Source organism: Pseudomonas sp. MM211, from assembly GCF_020386635.1.
Lineage (GTDB): Bacteria > Pseudomonadota > Gammaproteobacteria > Pseudomonadales > Pseudomonadaceae > Aquipseudomonas.
The window spans coordinates 697,356-710,191 of the sequence record NZ_CP081942.1 but is presented as its reverse complement, the minus strand read 5'-3'; the positions used below and the strand labels follow the sequence as shown (position 1 = coordinate 710,191).

Here is a 12,836-nt window from a genome sequence, read left to right as displayed (position 1 = left end):
CGATTTAACGCGACTATTGCCGCGTGCGAGCCTCGTTGGCATGTCTAGCCCGCTTTGCAGTTCAGCCCCTGTCATCGTTCTGCCTGCCTTGCACTCGCGGGGGCGGGCGCCCGAACCCACGGCGCTGCCACAGACGCTCACCTTCTGGGCGCTCTGGCATTGCCGCCACGCCCGCCCGCCGGATGTTCTTCTCGCTTCGCTATGATGCCGGGCTGCCCATGCAGCCGATAATTCGATCCGGGTCACCCGTGACGGTCGCCCATGGCTATATGAGAAGTCATCATGCAATTCGCTCCGCTGCAGGACGCCGAGGATTTCCTCGCGCAGAACCCCGATATCGAGCTGTTCGAGCTGTTTATCATCGACGGCAATGGTGTGCCGCGCGGCAAGCTGTTGCATCGCGACGAGTTATTGGCCGTATACCGCAGTGGCCGACCACTGCCGAGCACCATTCTTGGTCTGAGTATCAACGGCGATGACGTCGAGGATTCCGGCCTGGTCTGGGAGGTTGGCGACATCGACTGCCGTGCCTATCCCCTCGCTGGCAGCCTGGTGCGCCTGCCCTGGCGGCTGATCCCCACGGCGGCGGTGCAGGTCAGCATGCACCCACAGGAAGGCATGCCGGCCAGCATCGCCGACCCGCGCCATGTGCTGGTGCAGGTGATCGAGCGGCTACAGGCCGAGGGCTTTCACCCGGTGATGGCCTGCGAGCTGGAGTTCTACTTGCTCGATGCCAAACGCGACGCTCACGGCAACCCGCAGCCGGCCCTGGATGCCGATGGTGGGCGGCCGCGCAGTACCCAGGTTTATGGCCTGCGCGAGCTGGAGCAGATCGAACCGTTTCTGGCTGACCTGTATGCCGCGTGTAAGGCTCAGGGCATCCCCGCGCGTACGGCGATTTCCGAGTACGCGCCGGGGCAGGTGGAAATCACCCTGGAGCATGGCGATGCGTTGCAGGCCATGGATCAGGCCGTGCGTTACAAGCGCCTGGTCAAGGGCGTGGCCCACCGGCATGGCATGCAGGCCTGCTTCATGGCCAAGCCGTTCGATCACCTGGCAGGTACCGGCATGCACATGCATGTCAGCCTGAACGACGCCTCGGGCCGCAACCTGTTTGCCAGCGAGGCGCCTGCGGGTACGCCGCTGCTGCGTTACGCGGTTGGCGGCATGCTCGCCAGCCTGCTCGACTCGTTGCTGCTGTTCTGCCCCAACGCCAACTCCTACCGGCGTTTCCAGGCCAACAGCTACGCGCCGCTGGCGCCGACCTGGGGTGTGGATAACCGCACCGTCAGCCTGCGCGTGCCGGGTGGCCCGGCGTTCACGCGGCATATCGAGCACCGCATCTGCGGCGCCGACGCCAACCCTTATCTGGCCGCAGCGGCGATCCTTGCCGGTATCCACCGGGGTATCCGCGAGGAGCTGGATCCCGGCGAGCCTATCGAGGGTAACGGCTATGCCCAGGCCAAGACCCTGCTGCCTACCGACTGGCTGACCTCGCTGTGTGCGCTGCAGACCTCGACCTGGGCACCCGATGCGCTGGGTGCGGAGTTTCTGCGCGTGTACCTGGCGGTCAAGTGCGAGGAGCAGCGGCGCTTTATGGGTGAAGTCGGCGAGCAGGATTGGCGCTGGTACCTGACTCAGGCGTGAGCGTGCACAACATGATTATCGTGGCGCGCTCAGGCGGGCCGCTAAGGAACTGACATGAAAGACACGGCGACGGCAGCCGAGCGCAGCCCATCTTATTACAGCGCGAGCATCGACCAGGACAGCGACTACCCGAGCGTGCAGGGTGAGGTGCGCGTTGATGTGGCAATTATCGGTGGCGGCTTCACCGGCGTGGCCACTGCGGTCGAACTGGCCGAGCGTGGCCTCAAGGTGGCCGTGGTGGAAGCCAACCGCATCGGCTGGGGTGCCAGTGGGCGCAATGGCGGGCAGGTCACCGGCAGCCTGTCCGGCGACACCGCCATGGCCAAGCAGATGCGCAAGCGGCTGGGCGGCGAGGTCGACGACTTCATCTGGAACCTGCGCTGGCGCGGCCATGACATCATCGAGCAACGAGTGCGTCGCTACGGCATCGCCTGCGACCTCAAGCACGGCCACCTGCACGCGGCGATGAAACCCGCCCACCTCAACGAACTGCGTGCCTCCCACGACGAAGCGCTGCGCCGTGGCATGGAGGCCGACGTGACTCTGCTGGATGCCAGTGGCGTACGTGCCCACCTGGCCAGCGACCTGTACCTTGGCGCGCTGAAGAACACCCGCAACTTGCACCTGCATCCGCTGAACCTGTGTCTGGGCGAAGCGCGGGCGGCCCATAGCCTGGGCGCGCTGATTTTCGAGCACTCGCCGGTGCTGGAGATCGTCCACGGCGCCACGCCGACGCTGGTCACGGCCGAGGGGCGGGTGGTCGCCAATCAGGTAATGCTGGCCGGCGACGTGTACCACAAGCTGGAGCCGGAAACGCTCAAGGGCATGATCTTCCCGGCCATGGGCGGCATCGTTACCACCGCGCCGCTGGGCGAACTGGCGGCGCAGATCAATCCTCAGGATCTGGCCGTCTACGACTGCCGCTTCGTGCTCGATTACTACCGCCTGACCGCCGATGGGCGCCTGCTGTTCGGCGGCGGCGCCAACTACTCCGGGCGCGACTCGCGGGACATTGCTGCCGAGTTGCGGCCCGGCATCGAACGTACCTTTCCGAGCCTGAAAGGCGTGCCCATCGAGTTCCAGTGGAGCTGCGCCATGGGCATCGTGGTCAACCGCATCCCGCAGTTGGGCAAGTTGTCGCCCAATGTCTGGTACTGCCAGGGCTATTCCGGCCACGGCATCGCCACCAGCCACGTGATGGGCGAGATCATGGCCGAAGCCATTAGCGGAGAACTGGCACGTTTCGAGACCTTCGCAGGGTGTTCACACATCAAGGTGCCGATGGGCGACGTGTTCGGCAATCCGATGCTGGCGCTGGGCATGTGGTACTACCAACTGCTGGAGAAGCTGCGCTAGACGATCTGGTAAGAGCACGCGTCGTGCGGCGGACGCCGTTTATGCAGGATGGCCGCAATCGCTTCGCCCCGAGGTCGGGGCTCCTACGGGTGTGATGACTCTCCGCGATCTTGTAGGAGCCGCGCCCCCGCGGCGAATGGTGGCCATGACGCGGAGTTGCAGAATGGCCAGCATCGCATCGCCCGCAAGCGGGCTCCTACAGGGGGCACTTATGCGCGCTTGGGTTCTTCGTTTGGCTCTGGGGCTTCGTCGCGGTCGTCGATGAATTCGGTGCGCGGCGAGCCGTTGGCGTTGTGTTGGAACACGCGGCTGGGCTGGCCTTCGGCGTTGAACAGCACCTGACCGAGGCCTGCGGAATTCCACAACCGCTCACCTGCCTTGCTCTGCTTGGGAATGTGCGGGAACACCTGCATGCGGCGGCGCTTGGTCAGCCAGTTGAGGGGCGACCAGGGTGCGTACAGCCAGCGGTTGAGGCGGTCGAAGAGGTTGAGCAGGCGTTCCGGGAATTCGTTCTTCACGCCGCTGCTGGTGATCTGCCAGATGGTCGGCCCTTGGCGGCGATCACGGATCTGTACCTCGTAGAAGAACGAGTAGTGCACGTCTCCGGACAGCACCACGTAATCACCGGGGGTGCGCGAGTGACGGAAGATGTTGAGCATGACTTGGGCGGCGCCGCGGTGCGCCATCCAGTTTTCCGCGTCGACCATCAGCGGGTGCCCGGCCCAGCTGAACACCCGCTGCACCGCTTCGATCAGCTTGACCCCGAACATCGGCGCCGGAGATACGATGATCGCGGCGGGGTGGTCGAGCAGATCCTGCTGAAACTCACTCAGGGCTTCCCAGTCAAGCAGCCCGGAGGGGCGTTTGATGTTGCGCTCACTGCGCCAGCGCCGGGTGCGTGTGTCGAGTACCAGCAGCGCCGGTGTGCTGGGCAGCACGTAGTGCCATTGTTGGAATTTCATCAACTCGTCGATCAGGCGATCCTGAGCCGGGCTGCCAAAACCCAGCTCCCTGGCCTGCTCGCACAATTCACGGGTATTGCTCAGCGGCTCGGCGAAGGCGTCGGGGTTATTGCCCCAGCCCTGGCACAGCAGATAACCGATCAGCGCGTTGCCGATGATGCGCTTGGAGAAGGGATGGCCGTAGGCGGTCTCTTCCCACTGTGCGGAGAGGTTCCAGTCATCGGTGATGTCGTGATCGTCGAAGATCATCAGGTTCGGCAGGTGCGCCAATACTCGGGCAACCGGACCCAGACTGTCGACGAAGCCATCGATGCAGACCTGCTCCTGACGGTAGCGCTCGGCGTCCTCTTCGCTCAGTTCCGGCTGATCGAGGTCGATCAGCGTCCAGGGCGTCGGCGACCAGACCAGCAGGTACATGGCCAGCACTTCGGCCAGCGTCACCAGATGGTTGTCGGCGTTGCTGCTGGTGAAGATGGGCTTTTCGGTACCGCCGAAGAAGCGCTCGCGCAGCGTTTCGTTGGTCTTCAGCGCCGGCAGCAGATCGGCACGATGGTAATAGCTGGCTGGGTGCACGTAGAGGTCGGCGCTGTCTTCGACCACCGCACCCTCGAGTTTCTCGTGGTACAGGCCCAGGCGTTCGATCAGCTTGTGGACGGCGCGCAGCATCGGCCCGGCGACGTCATCGGCGTACACCTGATCACCGCTGTGCATCAGCAGAGCGGGGCGCTCGTGCGGTGCGTGGGCGGTGGCCAGCAGGCGGTCAGCGCAGAGCAGGCCATCCTTGGACGGGTGATGAGGCTTGCGGCAGGAGCCGTGCAGCAGATTGTCGATGCGCGAGCGCAGCACGAAGTTGGGCTGCGTCGCGCCGTCGTACAGCAGGTGCGTGGCCCAGTCGGCGATGCCCTGTTGGTCGTCGACCAGCAGGTCGTAGTCGATCCGTTCGTCCTGGGGCAGCGGGGTGTCGAGGTGCAGGTCGATCAGGTGGATGACCGCGTGCTCGCCGATCACCAGGCGCTGACAAGCATCATCACCCAGCGGGTAATCACGAGCGGCCTGTTCACCCGACGCGAGGCGCAGGGTCAGTTGCAGCGCGCGGCTGCCTACCAGCCACAGCACCAGGCGGCCAGGCTCCAGGCGCCGGAGAATCGGGCCAGCGAGTACGGCAGGCAGGTCGGTGGAGTCTTGAGTTTCTGGCAACGGCATCCGGGATCGCTTCCGGCCAGCACGGGGTCAGCCGGCAGGCCTTTATTTCAAGGAATGAATAGGGACATGGCGCTTAGCCATTGGTTCGGCTGTCACAAAAGCTTCATGTGGTTACTGGGCGGCCTGTCGCAGGCCATCGAGGTCGAGAATCTCGATCTCGCCGTAGGTCAGTCGCACGATGCCGCGGGCCTGCAGATCCTTGAGCACGCCGTTGGCTGTTTGTCTCGAAATGGCCAGCATCGCCGCCAGTTGCTCCTGCGCCAGGTGAATGATGCGCCGAGGCCCCTGCGTTTCGCCATAGTCTTCGGCGATCAGCAGCAGGCGCCTGGCCAGACGCTGCGCAGCGGGCAGCAGGCTCATCTCTTCCAGGGCGATGAACGCCAGGCGTACCTTGTGGGCCATCAGCAGGGCGATGTCACGCCAGTAGGCGGGATTGGCCTCGAGGAGACTCAACAGGCCGGCCTGGGGCACGTGCAGCAGGCTGCTGGCGCCCTCGGCGAAGGCATCGTGAGTGCGTGGTTGGCTGTCGAACAGGGCGATTTCGCCGAACCAGTGCGGCGCTTCCACCAGAATCAGTAGCGCTTCCTTGCCTTGGGCATCCACCGTACCGACGCGCATGGCGCCGGACAGCACGGCATACAGGCCGCTGGGTGAGTCGCCACGGCTAAACAGACGTTGCCCGGCCTCCAGATGCAATTGCCGACCTTGGCTCACCAGCGCCTGCTGCAACGCCTGCGGCAGTGCGGCAAACCATTGGCCTTGAAGCAGAACGGCATGCAGATCGGTCATGGATGTTCCGGTTTGTCGGCTAGCTGACAGTGCTGGCGAGATGGCAGCGCCATTATGCGATGACACGCACCCGTGAGGATAACAACAATGAAAACCCTGGTGGATCACCTCGCCCAGTACGCGGCCTATCACCGCGATCGGCGCAATATCGTCACCCATTTCGTCGGCATTCCGATGATCGTCCTGGCGGTCACCGTACTGCTGTCGCGCCCGGGCGTGGCGGTTTCAGGGCTGTGGCTGTCACCGGCGTTGGCCGTGGCGCTGGTGACGACGCTGTTCTACCTGCGCCTGGACTTTCGCTTCGGTGTGGTGATGGGCGCGTTGCTGGGGCTGTGCGTCTGGTTCAGCGCCGGGCTGGCGATGGGCGGCACGGCACTGTGGCTGAGCGCGGGGTTGGGGTTGTTCGTGGTGGGCTGGATCATCCAGTTCGTCGGCCATTTCTACGAAGGCCGCAAGCCGGCGTTCGTTGACGACGTCATGGGGCTGATGATCGGGCCATTGTTCGTGGTCGCTGAAGCGGCTTTTTTGCTCGGCCTGCGCCAGGAGATTGAGCATGAAGTTGTCCAGCGTGCTGGCCCGACGCTGATTCGCGAGCGTGGGGTGGTTTGACCGGGCTTTTATAAGACGAAAGCGGTCATCTGCTGCGGGGTTCGATCTGATCGTTCCTCACGCTCCGCGTGGGAATGCCTGCAGGGACACTCTGCGTCCGGTGTCGAGGCCTAGCGGGCGCAGAGCGCCCTGGATTGGGCTCCCACGCTGGAGCGTGGGAGCCATCATCAAGCGGACGGTGAGCAGAGCTTTCTTTTTGTAGGAGGGGCTTTAGCCGCGAGCTCTTTACACCTAGCTAAGCAAAATCGAGGCTAAAGCCTCTCCCACAAAAGCTCTGCTCACCGGCTGCTTACGCCACATCTCAGCCGCTAGAAACCACCGCGCAGCGCCAGGTCTGCGCCGAGCAACAGCAGGCCGATAAAGAACCAGCGTTTGAAGCGCTCCGGGCTGATGCGGCGGCGCAGCCATTGGCCGCCGGCCATGCCCAGCAGGGCTGGCAGCAGTGCCAGAGCGGACATACCTAGCACTGCAGGTTGCAGCAGCTCGCCACTGTGGCCGAGGCTCAGGGCCAAGGCAATGGTCGACACGCTGAAGGAAATCCCCAGGGCCTGCACCAGATCGTCTTTTTCCAGGCCAATGGCTTGCAGATAGGGCACCGCCGGAATCACGAACACGCCGGTGACGGCGGTAATCGCTCCGGTAATGGCGCCGATCAACGGGGCGAGCCAGCTTTCATGAGCCGGCGTCACCGTGAAGCGCACCGATGCCAGCCCCAGTACCGCATAGAGGATCAGCGCCAGGCCCAGCCAGCGCGTGGCATTTGGCATGCTCTGGCTCTGCAGATAGAAGCCGATGACCAAGGTGCCGGCCACGATGCCCAGCAGCAGTGGCCATAGGCGGCGCATCATCGGCAGCGGGCTGCGACCATCACAGAGTTGCCAGATGTTGGTGACCATCGACGGGATGATCAGCAGCGCCGCTGCCTGCATCGGCGTCATCACCAGACCCAGCAGGCCGACCGCGATGGTCGGCAGCCCGAGGCCGACCACACCCTTGACCATGCCGGCGAGCAGGAAGGTGAGCAGAATCAGCGGCAGGTAGGTGACGAGACCGTCGAAGGTGAGCATGGGCGAGCGTCCGTTGCAGGTAGGCCCTTATGGTAGGCGAAGGCGCAAACAAAAACGCCCTGGCTGTTTGGCCAGGGCGTTTCGACTTGAAGCTTATCGCGTGCCGCTTATGGCTGAACACCCGTGCTGACCGGCTTGCCGCCCTTGGGTTTGAAGTACAGCGTGGTGCCGCGGCTGAGGTTATCCAGGCTGAGGTGATCCTTGGCCACTTCGGCTTCGATCAGTTCGTCCTGGCCTTCGACCTTCAGAGTGATGCGGGTGATGGCGCCGAGCAGGCGGATGTCACGCACTTCACCAGCCTGATGACCTTCCAGTGCCTCGGTCGACAGGCTCACTTCGTGCGGGCGGAACAGCACGTGGTGATCGTCGCCGACATACAGACGGTTGGCGTCACCGAGGAAGTGGTAGACGAAGTCGCTGGACGGCTTCTCGTATACCTCGGCGGGCGAGCCGATCTGTTCGACCACGCCCTTGTTCATCACCACGATGCGGTCAGCCACTTCCATGGCTTCTTCCTGGTCGTGGGTCACGAACACGCTGGTCAGGTGCACTTCTTCGTGCAGGCGCGCCAGCCAGCGGCGCAGCTCTTTACGCACCTTGGCGTCGAGGGCGCCGAAGGGTTCGTCTAGCAGCAGTACCTTGGGCTCCACCGCCAGGGCGCGGGCCAGGGCGATACGCTGGCGCTGGCCACCGGAAAGCTGTTCCGGGTAGCGGTCGGCCAGCCAGTCGAGCTGCACCAGGTCGAGCAGGTCGTGAACCTTCTTCTTGATCACGTTCTCGTTCGGGCGCTCGCCCTTGGGCTTCATGCGCAGGCCGAAGGCGACGTTGTCGAACACGGTCATGTGGCGGAACAGGGCGTAGTGCTGGAACACGAAGCCGACCTTGCGATCACGCACGTCTTGCTCGGAAACGTCTTCACCGTGGAACACGATGCTGCCGGTGTCCGGGACTTCCAGGCCGGCGATGATGCGCAGCAGGGTGGTCTTGCCGCAGCCGGACGGGCCCAGCAGGGCCACCAGCTCACCGCTGTTGATGTTCAGGTTGATGTCGTTGAGCGCCTTGAACTGGCCAAAGTGCTTGTTGATGCCTTGAACTTGAATACTCATGGGTTACACCTGTCGTTCTGTCTGGCCGGTTCGCGCAAGAGCGCGGCGCCGGCGGAATGATTCAATCGTCCTGATTCGTCTTGAGCTGCCGGCTCAAGCGCGCTTCGCTCCATTGGCGAAGCAGCAACACGACCAGGGCCATGACCAACAACAGGATGGCCACGCTGAACGCGGCGACGATGTTGTATTCGTTGTAGAGAATCTCGATGTGCAGTGGCAGCGTGTTGGTGTAACCGCGGATGTGCCCGGAAACCACCGATACCGCACCAAACTCGCCCATCGCCCGCGCCGTGCAGAGCACCACGCCGTAGACCAGCGCCCATTTTACGTTAGGCAGCGTGACATGCCAGAACATCTGCCAGCCATTGGCGCCGAGCAGGCGTGCGGCTTCCTCTTCGGTAGTGCCCTGTTCTTCCATCAGCGGGATCAGTTCGCGTGCGACGAAGGGGAAGGTCACGAAGATGGTCGCCAGGACGATGCCCGGTACGGCGTAGATGATCTGCAGGTTCTGATCCTGCAGGTACGGCGCCAGCTTGCTCTGCGCGCCGAACAGCAGCACGTAGATCAGACCGGCGACCACCGGCGATACCGAGAACGGCATGTCGATCAGAGTCACCAGCACGCTCTTGCCGCGGAACTCGAACTTGGTCACCGACCAGGCCGCCGCGACACCGAATACCAGGTTCAGCGGTACGGAAATGGCCGTGGCCAGCAGGGTCAGCTTGAGCGCGGAAATGGCGTCCGGCTCGCGGATCGCCTCCCAGAAAAATTCCAGGCCACGGCTCAGACCCTGGGTGACGACGATGTACAGCGGCAGCACGAGAATCACCGCGAACACCGCCCAGGCGATGACGATCAGGGTGATGGCGCCGGGGGGGCGGCGTACCGGGCGCGCAGCCGCGTTCTTGCTAAGGGTTGCAAGGCTCATGACGGGCTCCTCAGATTTGCGGCTGAATGCGGCGCTGCAGCAGGTTGATCAGCAGCAGCAGGACGAACGAGACCACCAGCATCAGCACGCCAATGGCGGTGGCGCTCGGGTAGTCGTACTGATCCAGCTTGGAGACGATCAACAGCGGCAGAATCTCGGTCTTCATCGGAATGTTGCCGGCGATGAACACCACGGAGCCGTACTCACCGACACCACGGGCGAAGGCCAGGGCGAAGCCGGTGATCCAGGCGGGCAGCAGGCTTGGCAGCAGCACGTGCCAGAACACCTGAAGAGGTTTGGCGCCCAGGCAGGAGGCCGCTTCTTCGACTTCCTTGGGGAAATCGGCGAGTACCGGCTGCAGGGTGCGCACCACGAACGGCAGGGTCACGAACACCAGTGCCAGGGTGATGCCCAGCGGCGTGTAGGCGATCTTGAAGGGGAACAGCGAGCCGATCATGCCGTTGGGCGCGTACAGCGCGGTCAGTGCGATACCCGCGACCGCAGTGGGCAGGGCGAACGGCATGTCGACCATGGCATCGATGATGCGTCGGCCGGGAAAGGTGTAGCGCACTAGTACCCAGGCAATGATGGTGCCGAGGATGCCGTTGAGCAGCGCCGCCGCCAGGGCGGTGCCGAAGGAAAGTTTGAGGGAGAACAGCACCTGGCGGTTGGTGATCAGGTTCCACCATTGCTCCAGCGACAGCTGCAGCGAGAACAGGAACATGGCACCCAGCGGAATCAGCACCACCAGCGCGAGATAGGTCAGGGTGTAGCCCAGAGTCAGCCCGAAGCCGGGTATGACCGAGGAGGTTCGACGAGACATGGAGAGTCCTTTTTAATCAGGTCGCAGAGCAAAGCCCGCCAATCCTTCAGGAGTGGCGGGCTTCGTCGATAAGGCGTGGCTTACTGATTGATCTTCTTGAAGATGTCGTCGAACACGCCGCCGTCGTCGAAGTACTTAGGCTGTGCGGAGGCCCAGCCACCGAAGTCCTTGTCGATGGTGACCAGATCCAGATCCTTGAACTGATCCTTGAACTCGGCTGCCACTTCGGCGTTACGCGGACGGTAGAAGTTCTTCGCGGCGATGCGCTGGCCTTCTTCGCTGTACAGGTACTGCAGGTAGGCTTCGGCTGCCTTGCGGGTGCCTTTGCGGTCGACGTTCTTGTCGACGACTGCTACCGGCGGTTCGGCGAGGATGGACAGCGACGGGGTGACGATTTCCAGTTGGTCGCCGCCTTCTTCGGCCAGCGACAGGTAGGCTTCGTTTTCCCAAGCCAGCAGCACGTCGCCCAGGCCACGCTGTACGAAGCTGATGGTCGCGCCGCGGGCACCGGTGTCGAGAACCGGCGCGTGACGGTACAGCTCGGTCACGTATTCCAGGGCTTTTTCGTCGCTGCCGTATTTCTTCTTGGCGTAAGCCCAGGCAGCGAGGAAGTTCCAGCGTGCACCACCGGAGGTTTTCGGGTTCGGGGTGATGATTTCGACGCCATCCTTGACCAGGTCATCCCAATCCTTGATGCCTTTCGGGTTGCCCTTGCGAACCAGGAACACGATGGTCGAGGTGTACGGGGTGCTGTTGTCGGCCAGGCGTTTCTGCCAGTCCTTGTCGATCAGCGGCTGGTTCAGGTTGATCGCGTCGATGTCGCCTGAAAGCGCCAGGGTCACCACGTCGGCCTGCAGGCCGTCGATAACGGCACGCGCCTGTTTGCCCGAGCCACCATGAGACTGCTGGATGGTCAGGGCTTCGTTGCCTTGTTCCTGCCAGTGCTTGTTGAAGGCCTTGTTGAATTCGACGTACAGCTCACGGGTCGGGTCGTAGGACACGTTGAGCAGGGTCTGGGCGGAAACCGGGCCGGCTACTAGGGCGCTGGCGAGTGCAGCGAGTGCGAAACGGCGAATGGACATGGTGGAGCTCCTCGATACTGAATACGGTGTTGGCGTGTTGGGCTTTGTTTTTTCGATGTCAGGTCTCAGCGCGACATTCGTGGGTTACATCGGCAGTAGCGATAGGGGTTCATGGTGAGTCTCATGTGCGGCCCGTCGTCGGGTTGGCGAAACAGCGATCAGGCGTTCTTGCTACCGGATGGCTGCAGGCGGAATTTTTCCTTGCGCTCGATCTGTACTACCTGACCGTTGTGCACGGTGATCTCTACCGAGCCGAACTTCAGGCCGTTCAGGGCGCTTTGGATCTCACGCAGGATGGTGGCGTCATCCTGGCCTTCCAGGTTGCGAAGGGTTGCGGTCATGGCTAAAGGCTCCTTGCCCTCGTTCTCGGTGCGACGGCTGTCGGCTGCGGGGCGTGGAGCGGATACTAGGGAATCTGAAATATTCTTAAAAATACTGTTTAAGAACATTTATATTTCTTCTGGGTATATAGCCGATTTATGGTCATCACAGATCGCTATTTGCTTATGAGGAATAAGCAAATAAGTTCTTATTCTTTTTGGTTTCTGTTTTGCCCTCCTACACTGCACGGCATGCAGAGGTGAATGCACAGGGTGCAGATGCAACTGCACACGATGCACTTACAGCTGCACGACATGCAGATACGGGAGGCGCCGCGATGCGCAGTGAAGCGATTCGATACCTGATAGTGCCGGGCTGGCAGGGCTCGGGCGACGACCATTGGCAGAGCCACTGGCAGCGCAGCCTGCCCAATAGTGCGCGGGTCGAGCAGCTGGACTGGCTGACGCCGCGCCGCGAGGATTGGGTTGCCGCTCTGGAGAGGCAGATCCTCGCCGACCCGAGGCCGGCGATTCTCATCGCCCACAGCCTGGGTTGCGTCACCGTCGCTCACTGGGCGGCGCAGGCGCCAGTGGCATCGCTGCGCCGGGTGCGCGGTGCGCTACTGGTCGCTCCGGCCGATGTACAGCGCCCCAATTGCCCCGAAGCGCTGCGCAATTTCGCGCCGATTCCTCGGCACCTGCTGCCATTCCCCAGCCAACTGGTCGGCTCCGACAACGACTCGGCGGCCAGTGCCGCGCGCGCCATCGAACTGGCCCGCGAATGGGGCAGCGAGACCGCCATCCTCAGCGGCGCCGGGCACATCAACGTGAAATCCGGGCACCAGCGCTGGGAGCAGGGCTTCGCCTATCTGTTCCGGTTGCAGAGCCGCATAGAGCAGCAGATGCGCCGCCGCGCCTGACAACTGCTGCCGCCGCGCCATACA

The 12,836-nt window shown here is 63.1% G+C and carries 12 protein-coding genes; 4 read left to right on the top strand and 8 right to left on the bottom strand.

Annotated elements, in window-relative coordinates; genetic code table 11:
- The first annotated feature begins 282 nt into the window (after positions 1-282).
- Positions 283-1,647, top strand: coding sequence for a glutamine synthetase family protein (locus K5Q02_RS03140; protein ID WP_225836286.1), 1,365 nt, complete (start codon positions 283-285; stop codon positions 1,645-1,647).
- A 54-nt stretch (positions 1,648-1,701) separates the two neighbouring features.
- A complete protein-coding gene (locus tag K5Q02_RS03135) occupies positions 1,702-3,003 on the top strand; it encodes an NAD(P)/FAD-dependent oxidoreductase (RefSeq protein ID WP_225836284.1) in 1,302 nt (433 codons plus the stop codon).
- Between the two features lie 209 nt (positions 3,004-3,212).
- Here K5Q02_RS03135 and K5Q02_RS03130 read toward each other — a convergent pair whose 3' ends face one another.
- Together K5Q02_RS03130 and K5Q02_RS03125 are read right to left on the bottom strand one after the other, a co-directional pair.
- Entirely contained in the window at positions 3,213-5,168 is a 1,956-nt protein-coding gene (locus K5Q02_RS03130) for an alkaline phosphatase family protein (RefSeq protein WP_225836282.1), read from the bottom strand.
- 111 nt (positions 5,169-5,279) lie between these two features.
- Entirely contained in the window at positions 5,280-5,957 is a 678-nt protein-coding gene (locus tag K5Q02_RS03125; RefSeq protein ID WP_225836280.1) for a Crp/Fnr family transcriptional regulator, read from the bottom strand.
- Positions 5,958-6,044: 87 nt separating this feature from the next.
- Here K5Q02_RS03125 and K5Q02_RS03120 point away from each other — a divergent pair, with 87 nt between their 5' ends.
- On the top strand, positions 6,045-6,566 hold the full coding sequence (locus tag K5Q02_RS03120; protein WP_225836278.1) for an Mpo1 family 2-hydroxy fatty acid dioxygenase: 522 nt from the start codon (positions 6,045-6,047) through the stop codon (positions 6,564-6,566).
- 308 nt (positions 6,567-6,874) lie between these two features.
- Here K5Q02_RS03120 and K5Q02_RS03115 read toward each other — a convergent pair whose 3' ends face one another.
- The 6 genes from K5Q02_RS03115 to oscA all read right to left on the bottom strand — a co-directional run bounded on the left by K5Q02_RS03115 (position 6,875) and on the right by oscA (position 11,913).
- Positions 6,875-7,633, bottom strand: a complete 759-nt coding sequence (locus K5Q02_RS03115) for a sulfite exporter TauE/SafE family protein (RefSeq protein ID WP_225836275.1) — start codon at positions 7,631-7,633, stop codon at positions 6,875-6,877.
- Positions 7,634-7,740: 107 nt separating this feature from the next.
- Positions 7,741-8,739: a sulfate/molybdate ABC transporter ATP-binding protein gene (locus K5Q02_RS03110; RefSeq protein ID WP_225836272.1), complete on the bottom strand. Its 999-nt coding sequence runs from the start codon at positions 8,737-8,739 to the stop codon at positions 7,741-7,743.
- Positions 8,740-8,800: 61 nt separating this feature from the next.
- Entirely contained in the window at positions 8,801-9,667 is an 867-nt protein-coding gene (cysW, locus tag K5Q02_RS03105; protein ID WP_225836271.1) for a sulfate ABC transporter permease subunit CysW, read from the bottom strand.
- A 10-nt stretch (positions 9,668-9,677) separates the two neighbouring features.
- Positions 9,678-10,490: a sulfate ABC transporter permease subunit CysT gene (gene cysT, locus K5Q02_RS03100; RefSeq protein WP_225836269.1), complete on the bottom strand. Its 813-nt coding sequence runs from the start codon at positions 10,488-10,490 to the stop codon at positions 9,678-9,680.
- 80 nt (positions 10,491-10,570) lie between these two features.
- On the bottom strand, positions 10,571-11,572 hold the full coding sequence (locus K5Q02_RS03095; protein ID WP_225836267.1) for a sulfate ABC transporter substrate-binding protein: 1,002 nt from the start codon (positions 11,570-11,572) through the stop codon (positions 10,571-10,573).
- A gap of 158 nt (positions 11,573-11,730) precedes the next feature.
- The gene (gene oscA, locus K5Q02_RS03090; protein WP_225836266.1) at positions 11,731-11,913 is read right to left on the bottom strand and encodes a sulfur starvation response protein OscA; all 183 of its coding nucleotides are present in this window, start codon (positions 11,911-11,913) and stop codon (positions 11,731-11,733) included.
- Positions 11,914-12,230: 317 nt separating this feature from the next.
- Here oscA and K5Q02_RS03085 point away from each other — a divergent pair, with 317 nt between their 5' ends.
- Positions 12,231-12,812, top strand: a complete 582-nt coding sequence (locus tag K5Q02_RS03085) for an alpha/beta hydrolase (protein ID WP_225836264.1) — start codon at positions 12,231-12,233, stop codon at positions 12,810-12,812.
- Positions 12,813-12,836 lie beyond the last annotated feature (24 nt).

Excerpts from the sequence above, each read along its gene's own strand:
- K5Q02_RS03140 (WP_225836286.1), top strand. The coding sequence starts at position 283 with ATGCAATTCGCTCCGCTGCAGGACGCCGAGGATTTCCTCGCGCAGAAC.
- K5Q02_RS03135 (WP_225836284.1), top strand. The coding sequence starts at position 1,702 with ATGAAAGACACGGCGACGGCAGCCGAGCGCAGCCCATCTTATTACAGC.
- K5Q02_RS03130 (WP_225836282.1), bottom strand. The coding sequence starts at position 5,168 with ATGCCGTTGCCAGAAACTCAAGACTCCACCGACCTGCCTGCCGTACTC.
- K5Q02_RS03125 (WP_225836280.1), bottom strand. The coding sequence starts at position 5,957 with ATGACCGATCTGCATGCCGTTCTGCTTCAAGGCCAATGGTTTGCCGCA.
- K5Q02_RS03120 (WP_225836278.1), top strand. The coding sequence starts at position 6,045 with ATGAAAACCCTGGTGGATCACCTCGCCCAGTACGCGGCCTATCACCGC.
- K5Q02_RS03115 (WP_225836275.1), bottom strand. The coding sequence starts at position 7,633 with ATGCTCACCTTCGACGGTCTCGTCACCTACCTGCCGCTGATTCTGCTC.
- K5Q02_RS03110 (WP_225836272.1), bottom strand. The coding sequence starts at position 8,739 with ATGAGTATTCAAGTTCAAGGCATCAACAAGCACTTTGGCCAGTTCAAG.
- cysW (WP_225836271.1), bottom strand. The coding sequence starts at position 9,667 with ATGAGCCTTGCAACCCTTAGCAAGAACGCGGCTGCGCGCCCGGTACGC.
- cysT (WP_225836269.1), bottom strand. The coding sequence starts at position 10,490 with ATGTCTCGTCGAACCTCCTCGGTCATACCCGGCTTCGGGCTGACTCTG.
- K5Q02_RS03095 (WP_225836267.1), bottom strand. The coding sequence starts at position 11,572 with ATGTCCATTCGCCGTTTCGCACTCGCTGCACTCGCCAGCGCCCTAGTA.
- oscA (WP_225836266.1), bottom strand. The coding sequence starts at position 11,913 with ATGACCGCAACCCTTCGCAACCTGGAAGGCCAGGATGACGCCACCATC.
- K5Q02_RS03085 (WP_225836264.1), top strand. The coding sequence starts at position 12,231 with ATGCGCAGTGAAGCGATTCGATACCTGATAGTGCCGGGCTGGCAGGGC.